The 25619-nt window shown below is 64.8% G+C and carries 27 protein-coding genes; 9 read left to right on the top strand and 18 right to left on the bottom strand.

The genetic code is table 11. The annotated features are described in order from the left end of the window. The 5 genes from DID99_RS37610 to DID99_RS22205 all read left to right on the top strand — a co-directional run. Positions 1 to 183, top strand: a 183-nt coding sequence (locus tag DID99_RS37610) for a hypothetical protein (protein ID WP_221623059.1), incomplete at its 5' end; no start/stop codon positions are given. Positions 184 to 341: 158 nt separating this feature from the next. Beyond that, a complete protein-coding gene (locus DID99_RS22220; protein ID WP_044844642.1) occupies positions 342 to 1559 on the top strand; it encodes a DUF2863 family protein in 1218 nt (405 codons plus the stop codon). Positions 1560 to 1768: 209 nt separating this feature from the next. Then, positions 1769 to 2605 (top strand): response regulator transcription factor, encoded by an 837-nt coding sequence (locus DID99_RS22215; RefSeq protein ID WP_044844643.1) that lies wholly within the window; start codon positions 1769 to 1771, stop codon positions 2603 to 2605. 75 nt (positions 2606 to 2680) lie between these two features. Continuing rightward, on the top strand, positions 2681 to 3355 hold the full coding sequence (locus tag DID99_RS22210; protein ID WP_044844644.1) for an energy-coupling factor ABC transporter permease: 675 nt from the start codon (positions 2681 to 2683) through the stop codon (positions 3353 to 3355). Between the two features lie 136 nt (positions 3356 to 3491). Beyond that, positions 3492 to 4145, top strand: a complete 654-nt coding sequence (locus DID99_RS22205) for a BspC domain-containing protein (protein ID WP_044844645.1) — start codon at positions 3492 to 3494, stop codon at positions 4143 to 4145. A gap of 82 nt (positions 4146 to 4227) precedes the next feature. On the opposite strand, the gene DID99_RS22200 is transcribed toward DID99_RS22205, so the two are convergent. Continuing rightward, positions 4228 to 5382 (bottom strand): M14-type cytosolic carboxypeptidase, encoded by a 1155-nt coding sequence (locus tag DID99_RS22200; RefSeq protein ID WP_124487242.1) that lies wholly within the window; start codon positions 5380 to 5382, stop codon positions 4228 to 4230. 88 nt (positions 5383 to 5470) lie between these two features. Then, the gene (gene yaaA, locus DID99_RS22195; RefSeq protein WP_059703381.1) at positions 5471 to 6253 is read right to left on the bottom strand and encodes a peroxide stress protein YaaA; all 783 of its coding nucleotides are present in this window, start codon (positions 6251 to 6253) and stop codon (positions 5471 to 5473) included. 57 nt (positions 6254 to 6310) lie between these two features. On the opposite strand from yaaA, the gene DID99_RS22190 reads away from it, so the two are divergent. Continuing rightward, entirely contained in the window at positions 6311 to 6808 is a 498-nt protein-coding gene (locus tag DID99_RS22190) for a putative toxin-antitoxin system toxin component, PIN family (RefSeq protein WP_124487240.1), read from the top strand. Between the two features lie 33 nt (positions 6809 to 6841). Continuing rightward, entirely contained in the window at positions 6842 to 8014 is a 1173-nt protein-coding gene (locus DID99_RS22185) for a pyridoxal phosphate-dependent aminotransferase (RefSeq protein WP_124667546.1), read from the top strand. 49 nt (positions 8015 to 8063) lie between these two features. On the opposite strand, the gene DID99_RS22180 is transcribed toward DID99_RS22185, so the two are convergent. Continuing rightward, positions 8064 to 8720 (bottom strand): glutathione S-transferase, encoded by a 657-nt coding sequence (locus DID99_RS22180; protein WP_124487238.1) that lies wholly within the window; start codon positions 8718 to 8720, stop codon positions 8064 to 8066. A gap of 211 nt (positions 8721 to 8931) precedes the next feature. Between DID99_RS22180 and DID99_RS22175 the strand changes: the two genes are divergently transcribed. Both DID99_RS22175 and DID99_RS22170 read left to right on the top strand, forming a co-directional pair. Then, positions 8932 to 9723: an oxepin-CoA hydrolase, alternative type gene (locus DID99_RS22175; RefSeq protein ID WP_124571634.1), complete on the top strand. Its 792-nt coding sequence runs from the start codon at positions 8932 to 8934 to the stop codon at positions 9721 to 9723. 174 nt (positions 9724 to 9897) lie between these two features. Beyond that, the gene (locus tag DID99_RS22170) at positions 9898 to 10590 is read left to right on the top strand and encodes a glutathione binding-like protein (protein WP_124667545.1); all 693 of its coding nucleotides are present in this window, start codon (positions 9898 to 9900) and stop codon (positions 10588 to 10590) included. Between the two features lie 51 nt (positions 10591 to 10641). On the opposite strand, the gene DID99_RS22165 is transcribed toward DID99_RS22170, so the two are convergent. From DID99_RS22165 to nuoG, 15 genes are all read right to left on the bottom strand, one after another. Then, positions 10642 to 11118, bottom strand: a complete 477-nt coding sequence (locus tag DID99_RS22165; RefSeq protein ID WP_124667544.1) for a MaoC family dehydratase — start codon at positions 11116 to 11118, stop codon at positions 10642 to 10644. Then, positions 11115 to 11576, bottom strand: a complete 462-nt coding sequence (locus DID99_RS22160; protein WP_044844653.1) for a MaoC family dehydratase — start codon at positions 11574 to 11576, stop codon at positions 11115 to 11117. The genes DID99_RS22165 and DID99_RS22160 overlap by 4 nt, the downstream gene beginning before the upstream one ends. A 34-nt stretch (positions 11577 to 11610) precedes the next feature. Then, entirely contained in the window at positions 11611 to 12744 is a 1134-nt protein-coding gene (locus tag DID99_RS22155; RefSeq protein ID WP_124667543.1) for an acyl-CoA dehydrogenase family protein, read from the bottom strand. 19 nt (positions 12745 to 12763) lie between these two features. Then, positions 12764 to 13960 (bottom strand): acyl-CoA dehydrogenase family protein, encoded by a 1197-nt coding sequence (locus DID99_RS22150; RefSeq protein WP_124571636.1) that lies wholly within the window; start codon positions 13958 to 13960, stop codon positions 12764 to 12766. Positions 13961 to 14014: 54 nt separating this feature from the next. Beyond that, on the bottom strand, positions 14015 to 14437 hold the full coding sequence (locus DID99_RS22145; protein ID WP_006756910.1) for a DUF1178 family protein: 423 nt from the start codon (positions 14435 to 14437) through the stop codon (positions 14015 to 14017). A gap of 136 nt (positions 14438 to 14573) precedes the next feature. Continuing rightward, positions 14574 to 15164 (bottom strand): NUDIX domain-containing protein, encoded by a 591-nt coding sequence (locus tag DID99_RS22140; protein WP_044844655.1) that lies wholly within the window; start codon positions 15162 to 15164, stop codon positions 14574 to 14576. A 36-nt stretch (positions 15165 to 15200) separates the two neighbouring features. Further along, positions 15201 to 15497: a DUF2818 family protein gene (locus DID99_RS22135; protein WP_044844656.1), complete on the bottom strand. Its 297-nt coding sequence runs from the start codon at positions 15495 to 15497 to the stop codon at positions 15201 to 15203. Beyond that, positions 15497 to 16951: an NADH-quinone oxidoreductase subunit NuoN gene (gene nuoN, locus DID99_RS22130; RefSeq protein WP_185500423.1), complete on the bottom strand. Its 1455-nt coding sequence runs from the start codon at positions 16949 to 16951 to the stop codon at positions 15497 to 15499. Before nuoN ends, DID99_RS22135 begins: the two co-directional genes overlap by 1 nt. A 36-nt stretch (positions 16952 to 16987) precedes the next feature. Beyond that, positions 16988 to 18478: an NADH-quinone oxidoreductase subunit M gene (locus DID99_RS22125; RefSeq protein WP_044844658.1), complete on the bottom strand. Its 1491-nt coding sequence runs from the start codon at positions 18476 to 18478 to the stop codon at positions 16988 to 16990. 18 nt (positions 18479 to 18496) lie between these two features. After that, the gene (nuoL, locus tag DID99_RS22120; RefSeq protein WP_124487230.1) at positions 18497 to 20554 is read right to left on the bottom strand and encodes an NADH-quinone oxidoreductase subunit L; all 2058 of its coding nucleotides are present in this window, start codon (positions 20552 to 20554) and stop codon (positions 18497 to 18499) included. 17 nt (positions 20555 to 20571) lie between these two features. Further along, positions 20572 to 20877 carry an NADH-quinone oxidoreductase subunit NuoK gene (gene nuoK / locus DID99_RS22115; protein WP_004185739.1) on the bottom strand — a complete coding sequence of 102 codons (306 nt, stop codon included), beginning with the start codon at positions 20875 to 20877 and terminating at the stop codon, positions 20572 to 20574. A gap of 18 nt (positions 20878 to 20895) precedes the next feature. Continuing rightward, on the bottom strand, positions 20896 to 21546 hold the full coding sequence (locus DID99_RS22110) for an NADH-quinone oxidoreductase subunit J (RefSeq protein ID WP_044844660.1): 651 nt from the start codon (positions 21544 to 21546) through the stop codon (positions 20896 to 20898). 114 nt (positions 21547 to 21660) lie between these two features. Next, a complete protein-coding gene (gene nuoI / locus DID99_RS22105) occupies positions 21661 to 22149 on the bottom strand; it encodes an NADH-quinone oxidoreductase subunit NuoI (RefSeq protein ID WP_011885529.1) in 489 nt (162 codons plus the stop codon). 15 nt (positions 22150 to 22164) lie between these two features. Beyond that, positions 22165 to 23232 (bottom strand): NADH-quinone oxidoreductase subunit NuoH, encoded by a 1068-nt coding sequence (gene nuoH / locus DID99_RS22100; protein WP_044844661.1) that lies wholly within the window; start codon positions 23230 to 23232, stop codon positions 22165 to 22167. Next, positions 23233 to 25563 carry an NADH-quinone oxidoreductase subunit NuoG gene (gene nuoG, locus DID99_RS22095; protein WP_124571637.1) on the bottom strand — a complete coding sequence of 777 codons (2331 nt, stop codon included), beginning with the start codon at positions 25561 to 25563 and terminating at the stop codon, positions 23233 to 23235. Between the last annotated feature and the right edge of the window lie 56 nt (positions 25564 to 25619).

Below are 25619 nucleotides of genomic sequence, written 5' to 3'. Positions count from 1 at the left end.
TTTCAGCAGCAGAGAAACGAGATTATGAACCGTCTTTTTCAGTTCGTCAACAACTTTTTAACTGCTTCGTTGCGACGCCTGGGGTTCAACTTCCTGCACCGCCGAGGCCGCTACGACCCGCCCGACAGCACCGCTTCCCTTCTTCTCCCGCGCCGCGTTTCCGTTAGCGCGAAAGAGGCGTGATTCTAAGCACCTGCCGGCAATCGCGCAAGGGGTTCGATGGATTTTTCTTTCATCCCCGCCGATTCGGCCTTCCGGCCATGCCGGAGCACGAGACCGCTTATGGCGCAAAGAACGGACTAGAATGTGAGGTTCTTCGCCTCTTTCTATACGTATTTAATATGCGCCAGCGAATCGCCAAACGCCTCCCCCCCGACGCCGACAAACTGGTCGGCCTGTCGCTTGCGCTCTTCGCCTCGGGCAGTCGCATCGAGGATCGCTTCTGGGAAGCGAAGCTCGATGCGCTGCTTGCCAAGATTGTTCGCAACGGCAACCAGACCACGCTCGACGCAGCACTCGACCATCTGCAGCAGAACCACCCCGACGCCTATGGCGCGCTCGCCGACATGGCCGAGACGCATAGCGAATCGATGGTGATCGAACACGACGGCCAGCCGTACGATGCGCTGCTGGTCGCCGTTCCCGTTCTCGCCTGGACGCGCTACATGATTCCGTCGGGCCCGCTGAAAGGCGATGTCGCCGACGCACTGCGCACGCACCTGCAGGCGCACGTGCTCGCCACCGGCACGCTCGTCGGGCTGGCCCCGTTCCTGTACAGCATCGACCAGTTGCCGCGTCACCACGTCGAGACCTATCGGCTCGCCCAGCAGCTCGCACACGCGGCGCTCGGCCAGCACGCAGCCAAGCTCAGCTTCGGCGACCTGCCCGAAACCTCACCGATCCTGGCCGACCCACGCTTCCTGCTCGCCGTCGTCGCCGCGCCGGCCGGCGCACCGCTGTTTCGCTGGCAGGAGGAAGAACACGGCAACCGGATCGAACGCGGCCAGTGTCTCGAGCAATGGACTGCCCAGGGCGGCCCGAACCTGTCGGCTGCCCTGCCCGGCTGCGAGTTCGAATGCCTGCTTCCGGACGCGTACTACTCGGCCTGCCGCGATGCGGACGAGCGCATCCGTCCGCACACGGTCCGAACGGCCATCCGTTATCTTTTCGACACACTTGGTGCGGCACCGCAAGAGCTGCGCGCGGTGGTCGCGGGCTTCGGCGAGCGCCGGATCGACGAGTATCGCGTCGGCTTCACGCGACGTGCCAGCAACGACGTGATCTATGGCGTCGTGTGGCCGCTGTACGGTCGCGAGAACGGCGACGTGTCGATCGACAGCGCGACGCTGGAAGGCGAAGCCCCGATCGAAGGGCCGCTCGAGGAGATCGTGAGTCTGTTGAAGGAATGCGGCGTAACCGACGTCCGCCGGCACGCAGGCCGCTTCGAGCCCGAGTACTGCGACGACTGCGGCGTGCCGCTCTATGCGGATCCGCTCGGCGAGATCGTCCACGCGGAAATGCCGGAAGACGCATCGCCCGCCCAGCCGCACTTTCACTGATCGTGCACGGCAGGCCCGCTGAGCCTGCCCAACGAAGCCGTTCCCGGTTCCTGCCGGAGCGGCTTTTTTTTCGTCCGCATTTCCCTCACGCGAAATTTCAGACTTTTCCTAATCCTTTCAGCCAAGCAGACATCGTGTAAGGTTTTTGTCATTATCGGAGCCACCCCATGCCGACGGCAGCTCAATGACTCACCTTACGGAGGTTGAATATGCGGTTCCTGGTGCTTAACTCAGACGCCGAACGGCGTGACGGACTGAAAGCCCTGCTGCGGCAGATCGACCGTCACGCCCGCATCAACGATGCACCCGATGGTTTCCAGGCGCGCCGGCTGCTGCGCACCCAGCGTTTCGACCTCGTTGCCATCGACTGGCTGGACGTCGGGCGGCACAGCGAACTCCAGGCGCTCTGCAGCGCCTGCTCGCCGACGCCCGCCGCGGTGCTGATCGACGAATCCACGCCGGAGGCCATCCAGCGCTTCTACAACTACGGCGTCGCGGGCGTGATCCCGCACTCCACACGGCCGCACCTGATCGTGCGGGCGCTCGAAATGGTTCTGCTGGGCGGCCATTACATCCCGCCGATCGCGCTCAGCCTCCTGCCTTCCGCCGCCGCGGCGCGTCACGATGCCCATTTCCAGACGCTCGCCGGATCGCTGCCGCGCCGCCCGCCAAGCAGCCTCCTGTCGCCTAGACAGGCGCAGATCATGCGCTTCGTCCATATGGGCAGCACCAACAAGATGATCGCCCGCACGCTCGGCATCAGCGAAGGCACCGTGAAGATCCACCTCGCCAGCATCTTCCAGCAGCTGGGCGCGGCAAACCGCGCTGCCGCAGTCGCGATCTACAACGGCTGGCTGTCACCCCATCTCGAGGTGCTGCTGGCGAACCGCGATCGTGCAAGCAAGCCCGTCATCGGCGAACGCGGCCCGGTCCCCCTGCGCAAGCAACGGAACGACCGTCCATACCCGCTGCCTGCCGCGGACACCAGCACTCGCGACCTGCCGCTCGCGGCCGAACCGCGGGCGCGGTTTCGGCGCGACCGCTGATCGGACAGTCTCGATATTGCGACGGTCGACATGTGCGGATTCCCACCTTTGATGCTCAACGAGTAATATGGACCCATGGGTTTTCTTTTCACACCGCTTCCGCTCTGGGTTGGCATCGGTGGCTGGATCGCCGCCGTGGCGCTGCTCGTGCTCGCGCTCTGGAATCGTCCCTTCGTCCGGCTGCAGGACGCAACGCTCCAGCACGTGTGGCTCGCGCTCGTCACTGCGATCACGGTGCTGTGGGCCTCGAATGCGTGGCTCGAAGATGGCATCGTCATGCACCTGCTCGGCGCGACGCTGCTCGTCACGCTGTTCGACTGGACGCTTGCGCTGATCGCGATGGGTGCCGTCACGGCCGTCGCCGCGATCGTCTTCGATGCGCCGTGGCAAGGCATCGGTCTCACCTATCTGATCTACGGCGCGCTACCGGTCGCCGTGTCCGCGTTGCTGCAACGCGCCGCGATCGCGTGGCTCCCGCACAACCTCGCATCGTTCATCATCGGCCAGGGGTTCCTGTCACCGGCCATCGCGATCGTCTCGGTCGCCGCGGCCGCGGCCGGTGTCCAGCTCGCGCTCGCGGACGGCGTGCCCGTCGTGATTCCCGCCGGCTATCTGCTGAACACCGCGCTGCTCGCGCTCGGCGAAGCGTGGTTCACCGGCATGGCCACCGCGCTCATCGCTGTCTATCGTCCGGCGTGGGTCACGACGTTCGACGTTCGGCGCTATCGCCTCGGCGGCCCGCGCGCCTGAACGCGCCGGCCCCGATGCGAACGGTGCGCGCGGCGATCCGTTTGCGCAGCGCGGGAGAGTGCAACGCCTACTGCCGCACAACTTTTTTACGCTAAGATTGAACTCCTGATCTTCATCGGGCATCTATACGTGCCCGATGCCTCATTTGCTCCTCACCAATAACCAGATGGACAGCTCACCTGCCTCGCTCCGGATTTTCCGGGCGCTCGGCAAGCTGGCGGCCTGTGTCGCGGGCCTGTCGCTTGCGCTTCCGGCACCGGTATTCGCCGACCTCCTCGACCAGCGCTCCGAACTGATCAACAAATTCGTCAACGAGATGCACGCCGATCCGATCGTCGCCGATTGTGCGGCGCACGGCAGCTTCATCGCCAGCACGTCGTCGGCCTTCGATCGCGTCGACTTCGCGCCGAACGCGTTCGAAAACGGCAAGGCGACGATCACGCCGTGGAACGATTCGTTCGATCAGGGCAAGCAGCGCGTGAAGGTCGACAACATCGTTACCGTGGATGGCCTTGGCGTCCACAGCGACGGCAGCGACCCGACACCGCTGAAATTCCGCTGCGGCTACGTCGGTCAGCAAATGCTTGCGTTCAGCTGGAACGATCCCGTGCCGCCGCTGAAGCCGCGCGTCGAGCGTCCGTCGTCGTCGACGAAGAAGTTCAACGGCAAGTCACACCGCGGCAAGGTGAAGGCCAAGGCATCCGGCCGCACCGGCAAGAAAGCCGTCGCAACGAAAAAATCCAGCGGCCAGAAGAATGCCGTGAAGAAGAAAACCGCGAAGAAGTCCTGATACGGCGGAGCGGCAACGACAGAAGCCAAAAAGCCGGCACATCATGCGATGCGCCGGCTTTTTCATATCGACGACGATGCGCTTACGCGAACGTCTCGACGTGCACCAGGATTGCCGCCAGCATTGCAGCGCCAAGCGCTGCGCTCCGTTCGCCATTCCAGCCGACCCGCTCGTCGGGCAAGTTCGCGTTGTCCTTGAACGGCATCTCGAGCGTCAGCGACAGGCAGCCGAACTGATGGCCGATGTACTTCGACGCGAGCTTGAGCGCGTCTTCCTTGTACTTGCTCGCCGCATAGCCGTGCTCGGTCTGGAAATCCGGGCTTGCGACCTTGAACGCTTCGATGAACGCGGTCTGCTCCCTGCCCTGCTGCTCGGTAAAGCTCGGCAGCATCTCCGAACCCGCAACGAACACGTACGGCAGATCTTCGTCGCCGTGAATGTCGAAGAACATGTCGCAGCCGATCGCATGGATCGCATCGCGCACGGCCAGCACTTCGGGGCTGCGCTCGGCATCGGGCTCCATCCACTCGCGATTCAGGTTCGCGCCCGCCGCGTTGGTGCGCAAGTTGCCGTGCACGCTGCCGTCCGGATTCATGTTCGGGACGATGTAGAACGTCGCGCGGTCGTACAGCTTGCGCGCCACCGGATCGCCCGCCCAGTCGCCCCATCCGGCCAGCCGCTTGACGAGCCCTTCGACGAACCACTCGGCCATCGTCTCGCCCGGGTGCTGGCGCGCGATGATCCATACCTTCTTCTTCGGTGCCCCGTCGACTTCCGGCGTACCGAGCGTCAGCAGCGACATCGGACGGCCTTCGACCGTGCGGCCGAGTTCGACGACGCTCGCCTGCGGCAATTGCTGAACCGCGCCGAGGAACGCCGCATGGCGCTCTTCCGAGTACGGCTCGAAATACGCGTAGTAGATGCTGTCGAACTCGGGCGCATGGTCGATGGTCATCGTCTTGCCGTCGAATGTCGTCGGCACGCGGAACCAGTCGACCCGGTCGTAGCTCGCGACTGCACTGTAGTTGCGCCATCCCGACGGATACGCGCATTCGGCTGCATTCTCGAACGACATCACGCACCGCTCGCCGCGCGCGCCCGTCAGGCGAAAGTAGAACCATTGCGCGAATTCCGAGCGGTTGTCGCCACGTATGCGCAGCCGGATCGCGTCCGGGCTATCGCACGACACGACGTCGACGGCGCCTGCGTCGAAATTGCTGGTGATCGAAAGGGTCATCTGTCTCTCCAATTGCGACCGGAGCGGGCGGTCTGCCACGTGTCCGGCCTCATGCATGCACCGGCCGTCTCGTGAACGGCCGGCTCGGTCACTCGCCGATTCGCCGGCGATATACGTAAGTCGAATCGTTCGACGCAGCGGCATCGAACGCGTAGTCTTCCACCGCGAAATCCTTCAGCGCGGCCGGCTCGGAGATGCGGTTCTCGACGATATAGCGCGCCATCAGGCCACGGGCGCGTTTCGCATGGAAGCTGATGATCTTGTAGCGGCCGCCCTTCCAGTCCTCGAACACCGGCGTGACGATCGGCGCGGCCAGCAGTTTCGGCTTGACCGACTTGAAGTACTCGGTCGACGCGCAGTTGACCAGCACACGTGCCGCGCCGCTGCGCGTCTCGAGCTGCTCGTTCAGTGCCCGCGTGATGCGGTCGCCCCAGAACGCATACAGATCCTTGCCGCGCGCGTTCGCGAAACGCGTGCCCATCTCGAGCCGGTACGGCTGCAGCAGGTCGAGCGGGCGCAGCAGCCCGTACAGGCCCGACAGCACGCGCACATGCTGCTGCGCATAGTCGAGATCGGCGGCCGACAGCGATTTGGCATCGAACCCTTCGTACACGTCGCCGTTGAACGCGAGCACCGCCTGCTTCGCATTGGCCGTCGTGAAGGTCGGCGACCAGTCCGCGTAGCGCTGGAAGTTCAGCCGCGCGAGCGGATCGGAGATGTCCATCAGCGTCGAGATATCCTGCGGCGACAGCTTGCGCAGGCCGTCGATCAGTTCCGACGCATCGTCGACGAATGCAGGCTTCGTGTAAGACGGGACGTGGGCGGGCGTATCGTAGTCGAGGGATTTGGCTGGGGAGAGAACGATTATCATAGAGGCTCGCTGGCACGCCGTGCCTTGCGGTCAGACGAAAACCACCGATTGTAACGAATGACCCGCTCCCTCGCCCCGCATGCCGCACATCGCGTCGTGCTCGACTCGAACGTCTGGATCGACATACTCGTATTCGACGACCCGGCCACCCGCCCGATCCGGGCTGCGCTCGAACGCGGCACGCTGGCCGCCGTGATCGACGGCCGCTGCCTGAACGAACTCGAGCTCGTGCTCGACTATCCGCAGTTCCAGGCGCGCGCGATCGACAAGGCCGAAGCGCTCGCGACCGTCGCCCGCCTGACGCGCCTCGTCGAGCCGCCGCCCGTCGACGCCGACGCGCCGCCGCTGCCGAAGTGCAAGGACCGCGACGATCAGAAGTTTCTCGAGCTCGCGCGCGCCGCGCAGGCCGACTGGCTCGTGTCGAAGGACCGTGCGCTGCTCAAGCTCGCGAAGCGCACCGCACGCGACTTCGGCTTCCGGATCGCGCAGCCCGCGCCATTTACCGAAGCCTGCGCGCTCGATGCCGCGTCGGCCCCCACCACCACGCCGGCCTGACGAGCCCGGCGCCACCCGCTTGCGACCGTATCGATGAACGCTCCTACCGACATGCCTACGACTCCCGTTTTCCCCTCGCGCCTGCCGAACGTCGGCACGACGATCTTCACGGTGATGAGCGCGCTCGCCGCCGAGAAAGGCGCCGTGAACCTCGGCCAGGGCTTCCCGGATTTCGACTGCGACCCGCGCATCGTCGACGCGGTCGCGGCCGCGATGCGCAACGGTCACAACCAGTATCCGCCGATGGCCGGCGTCGCGCCGTTGCGCGATGCGATCGCCGACAAGATCGCGCAGGTCTACGGCCGGCGCTACGATCCGGCCACCGAGATCACGGTCACGGCCGGCGCGACGCAGGCCCTGCTGACGGCGATCCTGTGCGCGGTGCATCCCGGCGACGAAGTGATCGTCGTCGAACCGACCTACGACAGCTATCTGCCTTCGATCGAACTGGCCGGCGGCAAACCCGTGTTCGTCACGCTGGAAGCGCCCGACTATGCGATCCCGTTCGATCGCCTGGCCGCCGCGATCACGCCGAAGACGCGGATGATCATGATCAACACGCCGCACAACCCGACCGGCACCGTGTGGCGCGAGGCCGACATGCGCAGGCTCGAGGAGATCGTGCGCGGCACCAACGTGCTGATCCTGTCGGACGAAGTGTACGAACACATGGTCTACGACGGCGCGCGGCACGAGAGCGTCGCGCGCTACCCGGACCTGGCCGCGCGCAGCTTCATCGTGTCGAGCTTCGGGAAGACCTACCACGTGACGGGCTGGAAGGTCGGCTACGTCGCGGCGCCTGCCGCGCTGACCGCGGAGTTCCGCAAGGTCCATCAGTTCAACGTGTTCACGGCGAACACGCCGATGCAGATCGGGCTCGCCGACTACCTGCGCGATCCGGCGCCGTACCTGACGCTGGCCGGCTTCTACCAGAAGAAGCGCGACTTCTTCCGCGCCGGCCTCGAGCGCACGCGCTTCAAGCTGCTGCCGTGCACCGGCACGTACTTCCAGTGCGTCGACTATTCGGCGATCAGCGATCTGCCCGAAGCGGAATTCTCGAAGTGGCTCACATCGGAAATCGGCGTGGCGGCGATTCCGGTGTCGGCGTTCTACCACGAGCCGCACGAGTCGGGCGTCGTGCGCTTCTGCTTTGCAAAGCAGGAAGGCACGCTCGCATCCGCACTCGAACGGCTCGCGCGCCTGTAAGGCTTGCCTCGGCAGCCGGGCGCGGCACGACATCGCGCCCGCACCGCGCTTACGAACGCGCGGCGCTCGCCGCCTCGACGTAGGCCTTGCGATCGGCCGCCACGCGCTGCGCGGCCGGCCGCTCGCCGACCAGCTTAGCGTGCGCCTTCCAGTCGATGCCGGCGTCGAGCAGGAAATCGCGGCCGAAGACGGCCTTCGTCGCCATCCCGATCACCGGCAGGTGGATCGCTGCGGCAATGTCCGCAAGACTGAACGTGTCACCGAGCACGTACGGCGAGAACTGCGTCATCCGCTTGAACGCATCGATCGCGCGCGGCAGGCGCTTCTCGACGTGCGCCTTCATCCCGTCGCTGACCTTGCCGCCGAAAAACGCTTCCGTATAGACCTCGCGCGCGGTCCATTCGAGATACAGCTCGAGCGTCTCGACGAGTTCGCGCACCTTCGCGGCCGCGAACGGCCCGGCCGGGAAAATGGCCTTGTCGGGAAAACGCGCGGCCAGATACTCGATGATCACCTGCGACTCGAACAGCGCGCCCTCTTCCGTCTTCAGGAACGGAATCTTGCCGAGCGGCGAATCGGCAAGCAGTGCCGGATCGTTGATCGGCAGACCGCATGCCGATTCCTCGAACGGGATGCCATGCTCGAGCAGGACGAACTTCACCTTGTTGTAATAGTTGGACAACGGAATACCGCACAGCTGTAGCATCGGAGTCTCCTTCGTTGCTGAGGCGCGGCCACAGTGATGCCGGCCGCATCGGGATGCGTCGCGCTGAAAAGCACGTTCGTGCTAGTCTAAAGCAGTTTCGCGTCCGTCAAGACAACGATACATCCGCTGCGGCATCACCCTCACGGGTAGGCGCGCAAGCCCGCGCAACATGCGGCGCCGCAACCCCGCCATTCGATGGAGACACACTCGCATGAGTGCTGAACTGCTGGCCTCGCGTCCGCCCGAAAGCGAATCGACGCTCGTCCTCACGCTGTCCAATCCCGGCGCGCGCAACGCGCTGCATCCCGACATGTATGCGGCCGGCGTCGAAGCGCTCGCCACCGCCGAGCGCGATCCCGCGATTCGCGCGGTCGTGCTCACGGGGGCCGATCGTTTCTTTTGCGCGGGTGGCAACCTGAACCGGCTGCTCGACAACCGCTCGAAGGATCCGTCCTACCAGGCCGACAGCATCGATCAGCTCGGCGCGTGGATCACGGCGCTGCGCGCAACGACGAAGCCCGTGATCGCGGCCGTCGAAGGCGCCGCGGCCGGCGCGGGCTTCTCGCTCGCGCTCGCGTGCGACCTGATCGTTGCCGCGCACGATGCGAAGTTCGTGATGTCGTACGCACGCGTCGGCCTCACGCCCGACGGCGGCGGCTCGTGGTTCCTCGCACGTGCGCTGCCGCGAGCGCTCGCCGCCGAAATCCTGTTCGAGGGCAAGCCTGTCGCGGCCGAACGCCTGCATGCGCTCGGCGTCGTCAACCGGCTCGCCGCGCCCGGTGCCGCGCTGTCCGACGCGCTCGCGTGGGCCGACTCGCTTGCCGGCATCTCGCCGAACGCGCTGACACGCATCAAGTCATTGCTCGACGATGCGACCGCGCAGCCGCTCGATACGCACCTCGGCACCGAGCGCGATCACTTCGTCGCGTCACTGCATCACGCGGACGCGTTCGAAGGCATTACCGCATTTCTCGAGAAACGCCAGCCGCGCTACAAGCGCTGATCCGGCGCGCGGCCACCGCTCGAACGCCGGTTCCGCCGCCTCGGCGACACGCGCGCGCAGGCGCGTGGCCGCACGTTGCCGTCGCCTGCAGCCCGCATCGATCCATGCTCTAATGACCGCCTGTCGCGGCGCCCTGTCGGCGCCGTTTTCGCGCATGCAATAAAGGAGTTGACGATGATCGACGTCTACAGCTGGGCGACCCCGAACGGCCACAAGGTACACATCATGCTCGAGGAAACAGGCCTCGCGTATCGTGCGCGTCCGGTCGATATCGGTGCGGGCGACCAGTTCGAGCCCGAATTCCTGAAGATCAGCCCGAACAACAAGATCCCCGCGATCGTCGACGCGGACGGCCCCGGCGGCAAGCCGATCTCGCTGTTCGAATCCGGCGCGATCCTCATTTACCTGGCGGAAAAGACCGGCAAGTTCCTGCCGACCGAGCCGGCCGCGCGCTACGCGACGCTCGAATGGCTGATGTTCCAGATGGGCGGCGTCGGCCCGATGCTCGGCCAGGCGCATCACTTCCGGCTGTATGCGCCGGAGAAGATCGAGTACGCGGTCAATCGCTACACGAACGAAGCGAAACGCCTGTACAACGTGATGGAAAAGCGCCTCGGCGAATCCGCCTATCTCGCGGGCGACACGTACACGATCGCGGACATTGCGACGTTCCCGTGGACGCGTTCGTGGCAAAACCAGGGCATCGTGCTCGACGAACTGCCGAACGTGAAGCGCTGGCATGAAGCCATTGCCGCGCGTGCCGCCGTGCAGCGCGGCGTCGAAGTACTCGCGTCGCTGCGCAAGCCGCTGCAGGACGACAAGGCACGCGAGATGCTGTTCGGCGCGACGCAATACGCGAAGCACTGAAGCACCGCGCGCCCTGCGACGCAGCGGCATCCGTCGCTGCCGCCGCGCGCATCAGAAGTAGTGCAGCGTAATGAATTCCGCCGAACAAACGAGCAACGGCGCATCCAGACGCTCGACCTGCATCGACACCGACCACGTCACCTGCACGCCGCCCCGCGCGGCCTGCGCGGCCTCCTTCACCGCGAACAGCGCGCGCACGCGCGCGCCGACCGGCACCGGCTTCAGGAACCGCACGCGGTTCAGTCCGTAGTTCACGCCCATCTTCTGCTCGAAGCGCATCGCATCGGTCATCAGCGCGGGAATCAGCGACAGCGTCAGGAAGCCGTGCGCGATCGGGCCGCCGAACGGCGACTCGCGCCGCGCACGCTCGGGATCGACGTGAATCCACTGGTGATCGCCGGTCGCGTCGGCGAACCCGTCGACCCGGCGCTGGTCGATCTCGACCCAGCCGCTCGCGAGCGGTTCCGCGCCGACCCGCTCGAGCAGCGCTTGCGTCGACGCGATCAGCGGCAATGTCACGTCCGTCATGCACCCGCTCCTTGCGGATGGCGCAGCCCGAAGATCACCTTGGTATGCACGGTGATCACCGTGTCGCCGGCACCGTTGAGGCCGATCCACTCCGTCGACACGATGCCGCGATCGGGCTTGCTCGCCGACACGCGCTTGTCGTGGACCTTCTGGTACATCGTGATCGTGTCGCCGGCACGCACGGGCTTGAGCCAGCGGATCGAATCGATGCCGGGCGAGCCCATGCTGGTCGAATCCGGCCCGAGCTTCTTGATGAGCAGGCTCATGAACACCGAACACGTATGCCAGCCGCTCGCGACCAGTCCACCGAACGGCGAGGCCTTGCCGGCTTCCTCGTCGAGGTGGAACGGCTGCGGATCGTAGCGTTGCGCGAACGCCTTGATGTCGTCCGGTTCGAACGTATAGCGGCCGATTTCGGTCGTACTGCCGACTTCCAGATCTTCGTAACTGATACCCACTGTCTATCTCCTGTAGCGCGCTCGCGCGTCGCCGTCATGCCGCGTCGGTCTGCGCGAAATCCGGCAGGGCCGCGATGCGCGCAAGGTGATGATCGGTGTCGCCGAGGGTCGTCTCGATGATCGACAGCCGCTTGAACAGGTGTGCGGCGGCGACCTCGTTGGTCACGCCCATGCCGCCGTGCAGTTGCACGGCCTGCTGGCCGACGAAGCGCGCGGCCGCGCCGACCCGCGCCTTCGCGGCCGACACCGCCTTGCGCCGCGCGTCGGCGTCGCCGCCCGCGTAACGCACGGCGGCCAGGTAGGTCAGCGAACGCGCCTGCTCGGCGTGAATCAGCATGTCGACCATCCGGTGCTGCAGCGCCTGGAAGCGCGCGATCGGCACGCCGAACTGTTCGCGCGTCTTCGTGTATTCGACCGTCGCGCGGTTCAGTTCGTCGAGTGCGCCGGCCGCTTCCGCGCAGAGCAGGAAGGTCGCGTAATCGGCAATCTGCTCGAGTGCGGCCGCATCGCGTGCGTCGCCCGTCAACTGCCGCGCGGGCGTTTCCTTGAACTCGATCGTCGCGGCGCGCTGGCCGTCGATCGTCCGGTAGTCGACGAGCTTCACGCCCGCGGCATCGCGATCGACGACGAACAGGCCGATGCCGCCGCCGTCGACGCGCGCGGGCACGATCCACACATGGGCCTGTGCGCCGTGCTGAACGATCGACTTGATGCCGGTCAGCCGGTACGTGCCGCCCTGCTCGCGCGCATGCGTTTCGAGTTCGTACAGGTCGTAGCGCGCCCGCGGTTCGTGGAATGCAACGGCAACGCGCTTCTGCCCTTGTGCGACCGCTTCCAGCAGCGCGGCATCGTCGCCCGTGCCGGACCCGGCGATGCGCAGCGCCTCGATACCGACCGCCGTCGCCCAATACGGCTCGACCACGAGTGCGCGGCCGAGCTCCTGCATCGCGACCAGCATGTCGACCGGGCCGCCGCCGAATCCGCCATGTGCGTCGGGCACGGGCAGCGCGGTCAGGCCCAGCTCCGCGAATGCGCTCCATTGTGCATCCGACACGCCCGCCTCGCTGCGCACGATGGCCTGGCGCGCGTCGAAACCGTATTGCTCGCCGAGATAACGGCGCAGCGCGTCGGCGAACTGTTGCTGCTCGTCGGTAAAGCTGAAATCCATGGTTGTCTCCGTTCCCTGATCACAGCCCCAGGATCATCTGCGCGATGATGTTCTTCTGAATCTCGTTCGAACCACCGTAGATCGAAGTCTTCCGGTAATTGAAGTAGTACGCGGCGAGCGGCGCCGCATCGTCGTCGCCCGCGCTGCTGTGTTCGCGCTCGCCCTCGAGGAACGGGACATCGAATGGCGCGGCGAGCGGCCCGATCGCCTCGAACATCAGCTCGGTGAGCGCCTGCTGCACCTCGGTGCCCTTGATCTTCAGCATCGATGCCTCGGGGCCCGGCCCCTTGCCGCTCGTCTCGCGGCTCACGACGCGCAGCACCGTCACCTCGAGCGCCATCAGCTCGACCTCGAGCGCCGCGATCTTCGCGGCAAATACGGAATCGGCGAGCAACGGCTTGCCGTTCTTGCGCTGGTTCGACGCCACGCGCTTCAGGAATGCGAGCTCGCGCTTCGACGCGCCGACGCGTGCAATGCCGGTGCGCTCGTGGCCCAACAGGTATTTCGCGTAGGTCCAGCCGCGGTTTTCATCGCCGACGAGATTCTCGACGGGCACCTTCACGTCCTCGAAGAACACCTCGTTGACTTCGTGATCCTCGTCGAGCGTGATGATCGGACGCACGGTGATGCCGGGCGTCTTCATGTCGATCAGCAGGAACGAGATGCCCTCCTGCTTCTTCGCCGCCGGATCGGTGCGCACGAGACAGAACATCATGTCCGCGTACTGGCCGAGTGTCGTCCAGGTCTTCTGGCCGTTGACGACGTAGTGATCGCCGTGGCGTTCGGCGCGCGTGCGCAGCGATGCGAGATCCGATCCGGAGCCCGGCTCCGAGTAGCCCTGGCACCACCAGTCGGTGCCGTCGAGAATGCGCGGCAGATAATGGCGCTTCTGCGCTTCGCTGCCGTATTTCATCAGCACCGGCGCGACCATCGACACGCCGAACGGCAGCACGGTCGGCGCGCCGATGCGCGCGCACTCCTCATCCCAGATGTGCCGCTGCGTCGCGTTCCAGTCCGGGCCACCGTATTCGGCCGGCCACGCGGGCGCGGACCAGCCGCGCTGGCCGAGAATCCGGTGCCAGCTCGCGAAATCCTCGCGGTCGAGTCGTTTGTGATCGAGTACCTTGGCGCGCAGTGCGTGAGGCAGATTGGCCTCGAGCCAGGCGCGGACGTCGACGCGGAACGCGTCGTCGGCGGGGGAATAATCCAGATCCATGCGCAGTGTCTCCTGGCCGCGGCCGTCCGGGCCGCCAAGGACACACTGCATACGTCATTGCAGCGGTTCTTTCAGCGCGGCAGGAATCGGCAGCGGCATCACGTCGATGCCTTCTTCGGCCAAGGATTGCGCATCCTCCGGCGTCGTGACGCCACGAATGCTGCGTGCCGGCGCCTCGTTGTAATGGATGCGCCGCGCTTCCTCGGCGAAGCGCTCGCCCACGTTCTCGGTCTTCTCCAGCACCTCGCGCAGCGCGCGCATCACCTGCGCCTGCAGCGCACGCGGATCGGCCGGCTGTGCCTGCGTCGCGCCCGACAGGTTCAGGCGAGGCGCCGACGGCATCCGGTTGATCTCGGTCGTCCCGCACACCGGACATTCGACCAGCTTGCGGGACAACTGCGCTTCGAACTCATCGGCGGAAGCGAACCAGCCTTCGAACCGATGGCCGTGCGGGCACTGTAAATCGAGGACCTTCATGCTGAATCAGGGCGTGTGACGAGTGTAGCGCAAAACGCGCTTTTGTGAACGATCGTGCTAAACCAGGATCGCGCGGCCGGCCAGCAACCGCGTCACCCGATTGTAACGCGGCGCCCCACCCGCCGCTGACGCGTCGTCAGGGCTGCTCGACCGGACCCAGCGGCCAGGCGCCGGACAGCACCTTGTCGAGCCACATCGTGCCGATGATCGTCTTCACGTCGGTGATCTGGCCCGTGCGCACCCACTCCTGCAGGTCGGGCAGCGTCGCCGTGAAGGTTTCGAGGAATTCGCCTTCGTCGAGCTTGCGCTCGCCGGCAGTCAGGCCGCGCGCGAGATACAGGTCGATGAATTCGGTCGAATAGGAAATGATCGGGTGAATCCGGGCCAGGAACACGTATTCGCGTGCCGTGTAGCCGGTTTCCTCGCGCAATTCGCGCACCGCGCAGGCGAGCGCGCCTTCGTTCGGATCCAGCTTGCCGGCCGGGAATTCGGCCATGACCTTGCCGATCGGATAGCGGTACTGGCTTTCCATCAGCACGCGGCCGTCGTCGAACAGCGGGATCACCATCACCGCGCCCGGGTGCTGGACGTATTCGCGCGTGGCCTGCTTGCCGTCCGGCAGACGGACGGTATCGCGCTTCAGCTTGAGGAACGAGCCTTCGAAAATCGCCTCGCTCTCGAGGCAGGTTTCGGTCAGTGCGGCGTCGTGATTGGGTAGTTCGGCCATCGGCGGCTCCAAGAATGAGCGCGACGGCCGAAGCCGTCAGCGTCGTTTGACGAGATACTGGAACGTGAAGCCGGGGAACGCGAACACGACAAAGAGACTGAACGTGATCGCGTAAAACTGCCAGCCCTGTTCGAAGCGGTTGCCGGCGCGCGACTCGAGCCAGAAGCCGAGCGCGCCGACGACGAAATACAGCACGATCAGCTCGCCGATCCGAACCCACGCGTTCTTCTTCGTCGCACCGATCGGCACGACGGCGAAGAGGCGTTGGTTCAGGAACGGCAGGTTGGCGCAGACTAGCGCCAACAGCACGATGAACCAGCCGGCTGCCGACATTACAGCGGCAGCGTGTGACGAATCGCCTGCAGGCAGGCCGTCAGCAGCGGGCTCGGGATCAGGCCGAGCACGACGACCGCGAGGCCGTTCAGCACGAGGATCGTGCGCTTGCAGAAATCGCCGGTGACCGGAGTCGTATCCTGCGGTGCATCGAAGTACATCAGCTTGACGATGCGCAGGTAGTAGAACGCGCCGAACAGCGACGTGATCACGGCCAGCACGGCCAGCCACGTGAGCCCCGCATTGACGGTCGCCTCGAGCACCGCGAGCTTCGCGTAGAAGCCGACGGTCGGCGGGATACCTGCCAGCGAGAACATCATGACCATCATCACGAACGCGAACACCGGGCTGCGCTTGTTGAGGCCCTTGAAGTCGTCGATCGTTTCCGCTTCGAAATCGCGGCGTGCGAGCAGCATCACCACGCCGAACGAGCCGAGCGTCGTGATCAGGTAGACGATCGCGTAGAACATCGCCGAGCTGTATGCGTTCGCCGGTGCGGCCGCGTCGCCCTTCACGATGCCGGCGAGCAGGCCGAGCAGCACGAAGCCCATGTTCGAGATCGCCGAATACGCGAGCATCCGCTTGATGTTGCGCTGGACGATACCGGTGATGTTACCGACGATCAGCGACAGCGCGGCGAGGATCACGAGCGCGGTCTGCCAGTTCTGTGCGAGCGGCAGCAGGCCCATCACCAGGAAACGCAGGCCCCACGCGAACGCGGCAACCTTCGGGCCGCCGCCGACGAACAGCGTCATCGCGGTCGGTGCGCCCTGGTAGACGTCCGGCACCCACATGTGGAACGGCACGGCGCCGAGCTTGAACGCGATACCGGCGACGATGAAGATCACGCCGAACATCAGCACGGCCGCGTCGGTGTTGCCGCCGACCGCCTTGTACACCTCGCCCAGCTCGAGCGAGCCGGTCGCGCCGTAGAGCATCGAGATGCCGTACAGCACGAAGCCCGATGCGAGCGCGCCCAGCACGTAGTACTTCATCGCGGCTTCGCTCGACTGCGCGGCATCGCGGCGCAGCGCGATGACCGCGTACAGCGACAGCGACATCAGTTCGAGGCCGAGGTACAGCGTCAGGAAGTTGTTGCCCGACACCATCACCAGCTGACCGAGCAGCGAGAACATGCCCAGCAGGAACACGTCGCCGCGGAACATGTCGCGGTCTTCGAGGTACTTGCGCGAATAGACGAGCGAGACCGCGAAGCCGATCGACACGACGGCCTTCATCATGCTCGCGAACGAGTCGACGACGACCATCCGCGAGAAGAAGTAGTACGGCTGCGGGTCGAGCGCCTGCACCGCGAACCACACGCCGGCGACGACCGACGAAACCACCGCGATCAGATAGGTCAGGCGGCGGCCAGCGGCACCGGTAAAGGTGTCGTTCAGCCATGCGACGACGATGGCGACCATCACCAGCGCGTCAGGCAACAGGACATTCATAGGAGCGTTCATGATCTTGAGTTCCTCCGCTCGCGATTACTGGGCCAGCGGCAGCTTCGACTGCGCGACTTGGGAGAGGAGGTTTTCCACGGAAACGTGCATCACGTCGGTGAAAGGCTTCGGATACAGGCCCATCAGCATCGTGAACGCGGCGAGCACCGCCAGCATCACGAATTCGCGACGGCCGATGTCCTTCAGCTTGGCAACGTGATCGTTCGCGACCGCGCCGAAGTACACGCGCTTGTACATCCACAGCGTGTAGGCCGCGCCGAGGATCAGCGTGAATGCCGCGCCGAATGCGATCCAGAAGTTGTACTGGACGGCCGCGAGAATCACCATGAACTCGCCGACGAAACCCGAGGTGCCCGGCAGGCCGCAGTTGGCCATCGAGAACAGCATCGCGAATGCCGCGAACTTCGGCATCACGTTCACGACGCCGCCGTAATCGGCGATCTGACGCGAGTGCACGCGGTCGTACAGCACGCCGATGCACAGGAACATCGCGCCCGACACGAAGCCGTGCGAGATCATCTGGACGATCGCGCCTTCGACGCCAAGCTGGTTGAAGATGAAGAAGCCGAGCGTGACGAAGCCCATGTGCGCGATCGACGAATACGCGACCAGCTTCTTCATGTCGGCCTGCACCATCGCGACGAGACCGATGTAGATCACCGCGATCAGCGACAGCGTGATCACGACCGGTGCCAGGAAGTGGCTTGCGTCAGGCGTGATCGGCAGCGAGAAGCGCAGGAAACCGTATGCGCCGAGCTTCAGCATGATCGCCGCCAGCACGACCGAGCCGCCCGTCGGCGCTTCCACGTGCGCGTCCGGCAGCCAGGTGTGCACCGGCCACATCGGCACCTTCACCGCGAACGCGAGGAAGAAGGCGATGAACAGCAGGATCTGCGGCGTCATCGCGATCTTGGCGCCCTGCCACGTCGCGAGGTCGAACGAATGCGTCTGCGTGTACAGGTAGATCAGCGCGACCAGCATCAGCAGCGAGCCGGCCAGCGTGTACAGGAAGAACTTGAACGCCGCGTACACGCGGTTCGGGCCGCCCCACACGCCGATGATGATGTACATCGGGATCAGGGTCGCCTCGAAGAACACGTAGAACAGCAGGCCGTCAGCCGCCGAGAACACGCCGATCATGATCCCGGACAGGATCAGGAAGGCCGCGAGGTACTGCGCGACGTTCTCGGTGATCACTTCCCACGCGGCGATCACGACGATCACCGTGATCAGCGCGGTCAGCACGACGAACCACATCGAGATGCCGTCGACGCCGAGGTGGTACGAGATCTTGAAGCGTTCGATCCAGGTCGACTGCTCGACGAACTGCAGCGCAGCCGTGCTCGAGTCGAAGCCCGTGATCAGCGGGACCGTGACCGCGAGACCGAGCAGCGAGCCGATCAGCGCGACCCAGCGGGCCGTCCCCGGATTTTTGTCGTTACCTACCGCGAGTACCAGGAGGCCGAAAACGATCGGCAACCAGATCGCGGTACTGAGAATCGGAAAAGCGTGCATTGTTCTTGTCCCCTCGCCTTATTTGCCGCCGAGCGTTACAAACAGGGTCAGGAGCCCCAGCATGCCGATGATCATGGCGAACGCGTAGTGATAGATGTAACCGGATTGGAGGAAGCGGATCACGCCGGCGAACCAGCCGATGAACTTGGCGCTGCCGTTGACGAGGCCGTCGATCACGACGACGTCGCCTTCCTTCCACAGGCCGCGGCCGATCGCCACCGAACCACGGGCGAACACCACTTCGTTGATCTTGTCCATGTAGTACTTGTTGTCGAGCAGCGTGTAGATCGGGCCGAACGCGCGGCGGATCACGGCAGGCAGCTCAGGACGCTTCAGGTACAGGAACCACGCGACCACGACGCCGGCAATCGCGAGCCACAACGGCAGCGTCGTCAGCGAGTGCAGGCCCATCGCGGCCCAGCCGTGGAATTCCTTGCCCAGCTCTTCGAGGCCCGGGTGGTTTTCGCCGATGAAGATCACCTTGTCGAATGCCACGCCATGTTCGAAGAAGCTGCCGTACAGCATCGGGCCGATCGCGATCGCACCGATGATGACCGACGGAATCGCGAGCAGCACGAGCGGCAGCCACACGACCCACGGGGTCTCGTGCGGTTCGTGCGCGTGGTCGTCGTGACCGTGGCCGTGGCCGTGATCGTCGTGGCCGTGCGCGGCCGCCATGCCCATCGGCGATTCAGGATGCTTCGGGTTGCGGAAGCGCTCTTCGCCGTGGAACACGAGGAAGTACATGCGGAACGAGTACAGCGCCGTCACGAACACGCTTGCGACCACTGCGAAGTACGCGAAGCCCGAACCCGCGAGATGCGATTCCTTCACGGCCTCGATGATCGAATCCTTCGAGTAGAAGCCGGAGAAGAACGGCGTGCCGATCAGTGCGAGCGAGCCGATCAACGACGTGATCCACGTGATCGGCATGTACTTGCGCAGGCCGCCCATGTTGCGGATGTCCTGGTCGTGGTGCATGCCGATGATCACCGAGCCCGCACCGAGGAACAGCAGCGCCTTGAAGAACGCGTGCGTCATCAGGTGGAACAGCGCGACCGGGTACGCGGATACGCCGAGCGCGACGGTCATGTAGCCGAGCTGCGACAGCGTCGAATACGCGACCACGCGCTTGATGTCGTTCTGGATGATGCCGAGGAAACCCATGAACAGCGCCGTGATCGCGCCGATCACCGTGATGAACGACAGCGCGGTATCCGACAGTTCGAACAGCGGCGACATGCGCGACACCATGAAGATGCCGGCGGTCACCATCGTCGCCGCGTGAATCAGCGCGGAGATCGGGGTCGGGCCTTCCATCGAGTCGGGCAGCCACACGTGCAGCGGGAACTGTGCCGATTTACCCATCGCGCCGATGAACAGGCAGATACAGGCGACGGTCAGCAGGCCCCAGTCGGTGCCCGGGAAGTGCAGGCTGGCGAGTTCGGCACGCTTCGCGAACACTTCGCCGTAGTTCATCGAACCCGCGAACGCGAGCAGCAGGCCGATGCCGAGCAGGAAGCCGAAGTCGCCCACGCGATTCACGAGGAACGCCTTCATGTTCGCGTAGATCGCGCTCTCACGCGTGAAGTAGAAGCCGATCAGCAGGTACGACACCAGACCCACCGCTTCCCAGCCGAAGAACAGCTGCAGGAAGTTGTTGCTCATCACGAGCATCAGCATCGAGAACGTGAACAGCGAGATGTACGAGAAGAAGCGCTGGTAGCCGTCCTCTTCCTGCATGTAGCCGATCGTGTAGACGTGCACCATCAGCGACACGAAGGTCACGACGACCATCATCATCGCCGTCATCGAATCGACGAGGAAGCCGACTTCGAGCTTCAGCGAGCCGACCCGCATCCATTCGTAGACGGTCGCGTTGAAGCTCGCGCCGCCCATCACGACGTCGGCGAAGACTTTCGCCGACAGGAGGAACGCGATCATTACGCCGAGGATCGTGATCCGGTGTGCGCCCTTGCGCCCGACTGCGTTCCCGAACAGCCCCGCAATCAGCGAGCCGGCCAGCGGAGCGAGCGGAATCGCCAGCAGCAGGTTTTCATTGAGTGTCGTTGACATAACAGCGTTGCCTGAAATTAACCTTTGAGCTGATCGAGATCCTCGACATTGATCGTGTCGAGCTTACGGAACAGGGTCACCAGAATCGCGAGACCGATCGCGGCTTCCGCTGCGGCGACGGTCAGCACGAAGAACACGAAGATCTGGCCGTGCACGTCGCCGAGGTAGTGCGAGAACGCGACGAAGTTGGTGTTCACCGCCAGCAGCATCAGTTCGATCGCCATCAGGATGATGATGATGTTGCGGCGGTTCAGGAAGATCCCGACGATCGCGATCGCAAAGAGGATCGCGCCGAGCACGAGGTAATGAGCAAGAGTCAGCATGGTTTTCCTTTCCTCCGCTTAGCCGTTGGTGCTCGTACCGGCTTCGCTCTGCGCCGTTTCCGGCTGCGGCTTGTCCGCTTCCATCTTCACGAGGCGCACGCGGTCGTCGCGGCGCACCTTGACCTGATCCGACACGCGCTGGCGCTTGCTGTCCTTGCCCTTGCGCTCGGTCAGCCCGATCGCGGCAATGATCGCGACCAGCAGCACCAGGCCGGCGATTTCAAACGCGAAGATGTAGTCGGTGTAGATCACCTTGCCGATCAGACGCGTGTTCGACCAGTCGGCCATCGCGCCCGTCGCCATCGCGTGCACGGTGTGCGTGTCGCCGTAGCCGCGCCACAGGATCAGCGCGGTCTCGACCACGATGATCGCGCCGACGACGGTCGCCATCGGCACGAAGCGCTTGAAGTCGCGGCGCAGGTAGTCGATGTTGATGTCCAGCATCATCACGACGAACAGGAACAGCACCATCACGGCGCCCACGTACACCAGCACCAGCAGGATCGCGAGGAACTCCGCTTCCAGCAGCATCCAGATCGCGGCGGCGTTGAAGAACGCCAGCACAAGGAAAAGCGCAGACGCCACCGGGTTGCGCGAAGTGATCACCTTCAGCCCTGATACCACCAGGAGCAGCGCGAAGATGTAGAACAGTACGGTCGTGAATTCCATGATTACCGGTTCATCGTTAGGCCATAGTCAGGCGCGGCTTGCGGGACGCTCTCGCGTGCCGCACCCGTCGCGGCGGCTCGGCCCGTTCATGCCGGGCCGGCACTGCAAACACAATCAACGATACGGCGCGTCGGCGGCCTTCGCCGCAGCGATGTCCTTCTCGTAGCGATCGCCCACCGCGAGCAGCATTTCCTTCGTGAAATACAGGTCGCCGCGCTTTTCGCCGTGATATTCGAGAATCTGCGTCTCGACGATCGAATCGACCGGGCAACTTTCTTCGCAGAAACCGCAGAAGATGCACTTCGTCAGGTCGATGTCGTAGCGCGTCGTGCGGCGCGTGTTGTCCGCGCGCGTTTCCGATTCGATCGTGATCGCCATCGCGGGACACACGGCCTCGCAGAGCTTGCACGCGATGCAGCGCTCTTCACCGTTTTCGTAGCGGCGCAGCGCATGCAGCCCGCGGAACCGCGGCGAAATCGGGGTCTTCTCTTCCGGGAACTGCACGGTGAACTTGCGCCGGAACGTGTAACGACCGGTCAGCGCGAGCCCCTTCAGCAGCTCCGTCAGGAAGAAGGTCTTAAAGAAGTGTTGGATTGCCGTCATGATTTCGTCCGATCTTTACTTCACCCAGATGTTGAGCGGCGACATCATCCAGAAGCCGACCACGACCACCCAGATCACCGTGACGGGCAGGAACACCTTCCAGCCCAGACGCATGATCTGGTCGTAACGGTAGCGCGGGAACGTCGCGCGCACCCAGATGAACACCGACAGCAGCGCGAATACCTTCAGCACCAGCCAGAAGATGCCCGGAATGAACGACAGGAATTCGAACGGTGCGTCCCAGCCGCCGAGGAACAGCGTCGAGGCCAGTGCCGAGATCACGATCATGTTGATGTACTCGGCGAGGAAGAACAGCGCGAACGCCATGCCCGAGTAATCGATCATGTGACCCGCGACGATCTCCGACTCCCCTTCCACCACGTCGAACGGGTGACGGTTCGTTTCGGCGATGCCGGACACGAAGTAGACGACGAACGCCGGCAGCAGCGGCAGCCAGTTCCACGACAGGAAGTTCACGCCGTGGCCGGCGAAGAAGCCGTGCTGCTGCGAGCCGACGATTTCCGACAGGTTCAGGCTGCCGGCCGTCATCAGCACGAGCACCAGCGCGAAGCCCATCGAGATTTCGTACGAGACCATCTGCGCCGCGGCGCGCATCGCGCCGAGGAACGCGTACTTCGAGTTCGATGCCCAGCCGGCGAGAATCACCGCGTACACGCCGATCGACGAGATCGCCATCGCGTACAGCAGGCCCGCGTTCACGTTCGCGAGCACGGCTTCGGCCTGGAACGGGATCACCGCCCACACGGCGAACGCCGGCACGACGGTCATGACCGGTGCGATCAGGTACAGCCAGCGGCTGGCGGCGCTCGGCTGAATCACCTCCTTCAGCAGCAGCTTCAGCACGTCGGCGATCGGCTGCAACAGGCCGGCGGGGCCGACGCGGTTCGGGCCGAGACGCACGTGCATCCAGCCGATCAGCTTGCGTTCCCACAGAATCAGGTACGCGACGCACAGCAGGATGACGACGGAGACGACGAGGATGCGCACGATTGCCCACACCGTCGGCCACGCGACGCCGAGAACCTGGGCGCCGCCCGCGTTGATCGTATCGAACAAGCTCATTTACGCCTTCTCCACCACCAGTTCACCGGACAGGCTGCCGAGCGCTGCGCCGGCAGGCGTTGCCGCCGACACGCGAACGACCGTCTCCGCAAGATTCGCGTCACGCACGGCCGGCAACTGCACCGCACGCTCGCCCTGGCGCACGCGCACCGCGTCGCCTTCCTTCAAGCCCAGCTTGTCGAACAGCGCGGCCGGCAGGGCTGCGGCGTTCGCTACCTTCGCGGCGGCCGTCAGGTGCAGCGCACCTGCGCGGCGCACGAGTGCGTCGGCATGATAGATCGGCACGTCGGCGAGGCGCTCGAAGCCGCCGTTCGCGGCAGTTGCCGCGACGCGGGCCGGTGCGGCCGACGCCTGATTCGACAGACGGTTCGCGACGCCTGCGTCGCCGAGCGCCGCGAGACGCACTTCTTCGGCCGTTTCGTATTCGAAGTTCGGCAGGCCGAGCAGGCTGCCGAGCACGCGCAGCACCTTCCACGCCGGACGCGTGTCGCCGAGCGGGCGTACGACGCCGTTGAAGCTCTGCACCGAGCCTTCCGCGTTCACGTACGTACCGGCCGTTTCCGTGAACGGCGCGATCGGCAGCAGCACGTCGGCGTAATCGAGGCCGTGCTTGAACGGCGACATCACGACGACCATCTCGGCCTGGTTCAGCGCGGCAAGCGCCTGCGCCGGATCGACCGTGTCGAATTCCGGTTCGACGTTCAGCAGCACGTAACCCTTGCGCGGCTGCGCGAACGCTTCGCGTGCGTTCAGGCCGCCTTCGCCCGGCAGTGCGCCGACGACGTGCGCGCCGACCGTGTTCGCCGCTTCCGTCAGGAAGCCGAACGTGGCGCCGGTGTTGTCGGCGATCCACTGTGCGACGGCGTGCAGCTTCGCGAATTGCGGATGACGGACGGCTGCGTTGCCGAGCAGCACCGCGCGGCGCTCGCCGTTCGCGAGCGACTGGGCGACCGCTTGCGCAGCCGGCGATGCGGCGACGCCCGCGAGCGCGTCCGGCAGCGCGATGCCGCGCAGTTGTGCGACGGCTGCGGCCACGCCGGCCAGTTCGTCGAGCCATGCCGACGGCGCGGCGACGATGCGCTTCGCGGTCGGGATCAGCGAGTCGTCGGCGGTCGCGTGCAGGAAGTGCAGCTTCGCGCCGTTCTTCGCGGCCTGGCGCAGGCGTGCGGCGAACAGCGGGTGGTCACGGCGCAGGAACGAACCGACGACGAACGCGGCATCCACGTTCGACAGGTCGGCGATCGGCATGCCGAGCCACGGTGCGCCCTGGACCGGCGCCGAGAAATCCTGCTGACGCAGACGGAAGTCGACGTTCGGCGTCTTCAGTTCGTTGGCGAGCTGCTTCACGAGGAACAGCTCTTCAGCGGTGCTGTGCGCGCTCGCGAGCATCGCCAGCGCATTCGCGCCGTGATCCGCGGCGATGCCCTTCAGGCCCTTCGCGACGTATTCGAGCGCGGTCTGCCAGTCGGTTTCGATCCACTGGCCGCCCTGCTTCAGCATCGGCTTCGTCAGGCGCTCTTCACTGTTCAGGCCTTCGTACGAGAAACGATCCTTGTCCGAAATCCAGCATTCGTTGATCGCTTCGTTCTCGAACGGCAGCACGCGCATCACGCGGTTGTTCTTCACCTGCACGACGAGGTTCGCGCCGACGGAATCGTGCGGGCTCACCGACTTGCGGCGCGACAGTTCCCACGTACGGGCGCTGTAGCGGAACGGCTTGCTGGTCAGCGCGCCGACCGGGCACAGGTCGATCATGTTGCCCGACAGTTCGGAGTCGACCGTCTTGCCGACGAACGTCGTGATTTCCGAGTGCTCGCCGCGGCCCAGCATGCCGAGCTCCATCACGCCGGCGATTTCCTGGCCGAAGCGGACGCAGCGCGTGCAGTGGATGCAGCGCGACATTTCTTCCATCGAGATCAGCGGGCCCACGTTCTTGTGGAACACCACGCGCTTCTCTTCCGAGTAGCGCGACGACGACTTGCCGTAGCCGACCGCCAGATCCTGCAGCTGGCATTCGCCGCCCTGATCGCAGATCGGGCAGTCGAGCGGATGGTTGATGAGGAGGAATTCCATCACCGACTGCTGCGCCTTCACGGCCTTGTCGGACTGCGTGTGCACGATCATGCCGGCCGACACGGGCGTCGCGCAGGCAGGCACGGCCTTCGGCATCTTCTCGACTTCGACGAGACACATCCGGCAGTTGGCCGCGACCGACAGTTTCTTGTGATAGCAGAAGTGAGGAATGTACGTATCCGCCTTGTGCGCAGCCTGGATCACCATGCTGCCTTCGGGCACCTCGACCTTCTTGCCGTCTATTTCAAGTTCAACCATGATGGTGAATGGTCCTTAACCTATTTCCGCCCGTTCGCGCCTTCGCCCGACCGTGC

Source organism: Burkholderia sp. Bp8986 (assembly GCF_003854225.1).
Classification (GTDB): domain Bacteria; phylum Pseudomonadota; class Gammaproteobacteria; order Burkholderiales; family Burkholderiaceae; genus Burkholderia.
The sequence above is the reverse complement of the archived record's forward strand: the minus strand, read 5'-3'. Positions and strand labels throughout refer to the sequence as shown.

Bases quoted from the DNA above. Each gene is read 5' to 3' on its own strand.
- DID99_RS22220 (WP_044844642.1), top strand. From the start codon at position 342: ATGCGCCAGCGAATCGCCAAACGCCTCCCCCCCGACGCCGACAAACTG.
- DID99_RS22215 (WP_044844643.1), top strand. From the start codon at position 1,769: ATGCGGTTCCTGGTGCTTAACTCAGACGCCGAACGGCGTGACGGACTG.
- DID99_RS22210 (WP_044844644.1), top strand. From the start codon at position 2,681: ATGGGTTTTCTTTTCACACCGCTTCCGCTCTGGGTTGGCATCGGTGGC.
- DID99_RS22205 (WP_044844645.1), top strand. From the start codon at position 3,492: ATGCCTCATTTGCTCCTCACCAATAACCAGATGGACAGCTCACCTGCC.
- DID99_RS22200 (WP_124487242.1), bottom strand. From the start codon at position 5,382: ATGACCCTTTCGATCACCAGCAATTTCGACGCAGGCGCCGTCGACGTC.
- yaaA (WP_059703381.1), bottom strand. From the start codon at position 6,253: ATGATAATCGTTCTCTCCCCAGCCAAATCCCTCGACTACGATACGCCC.
- DID99_RS22190 (WP_124487240.1), top strand. From the start codon at position 6,311: ATGACCCGCTCCCTCGCCCCGCATGCCGCACATCGCGTCGTGCTCGAC.
- DID99_RS22185 (WP_124667546.1), top strand. From the start codon at position 6,842: ATGAACGCTCCTACCGACATGCCTACGACTCCCGTTTTCCCCTCGCGC.
- DID99_RS22180 (WP_124487238.1), bottom strand. From the start codon at position 8,720: ATGCTACAGCTGTGCGGTATTCCGTTGTCCAACTATTACAACAAGGTG.
- DID99_RS22175 (WP_124571634.1), top strand. From the start codon at position 8,932: ATGAGTGCTGAACTGCTGGCCTCGCGTCCGCCCGAAAGCGAATCGACG.
- DID99_RS22170 (WP_124667545.1), top strand. From the start codon at position 9,898: ATGATCGACGTCTACAGCTGGGCGACCCCGAACGGCCACAAGGTACAC.
- DID99_RS22165 (WP_124667544.1), bottom strand. From the start codon at position 11,118: ATGACGGACGTGACATTGCCGCTGATCGCGTCGACGCAAGCGCTGCTC.
- DID99_RS22155 (WP_124667543.1), bottom strand. From the start codon at position 12,744: ATGGATTTCAGCTTTACCGACGAGCAGCAACAGTTCGCCGACGCGCTG.
- DID99_RS22150 (WP_124571636.1), bottom strand. From the start codon at position 13,960: ATGGATCTGGATTATTCCCCCGCCGACGACGCGTTCCGCGTCGACGTC.
- DID99_RS22145 (WP_006756910.1), bottom strand. From the start codon at position 14,437: ATGAAGGTCCTCGATTTACAGTGCCCGCACGGCCATCGGTTCGAAGGC.
- DID99_RS22140 (WP_044844655.1), bottom strand. From the start codon at position 15,164: ATGGCCGAACTACCCAATCACGACGCCGCACTGACCGAAACCTGCCTC.
- DID99_RS22135 (WP_044844656.1), bottom strand. From the start codon at position 15,497: ATGTCGGCAGCCGGCTGGTTCATCGTGCTGTTGGCGCTAGTCTGCGCC.
- nuoN (WP_185500423.1), bottom strand. From the start codon at position 16,951: ATGAATGTCCTGTTGCCTGACGCGCTGGTGATGGTCGCCATCGTCGTC.
- DID99_RS22125 (WP_044844658.1), bottom strand. From the start codon at position 18,478: ATGCACGCTTTTCCGATTCTCAGTACCGCGATCTGGTTGCCGATCGTT.
- nuoL (WP_124487230.1), bottom strand. From the start codon at position 20,554: ATGTCAACGACACTCAATGAAAACCTGCTGCTGGCGATTCCGCTCGCT.
- nuoK (WP_004185739.1), bottom strand. From the start codon at position 20,877: ATGCTGACTCTTGCTCATTACCTCGTGCTCGGCGCGATCCTCTTTGCG.
- DID99_RS22110 (WP_044844660.1), bottom strand. From the start codon at position 21,546: ATGGAATTCACGACCGTACTGTTCTACATCTTCGCGCTGCTCCTGGTG.
- nuoI (WP_011885529.1), bottom strand. From the start codon at position 22,149: ATGACGGCAATCCAACACTTCTTTAAGACCTTCTTCCTGACGGAGCTG.
- nuoH (WP_044844661.1), bottom strand. From the start codon at position 23,232: ATGAGCTTGTTCGATACGATCAACGCGGGCGGCGCCCAGGTTCTCGGC.
- nuoG (WP_124571637.1), bottom strand. From the start codon at position 25,563: ATGGTTGAACTTGAAATAGACGGCAAGAAGGTCGAGGTGCCCGAAGGC.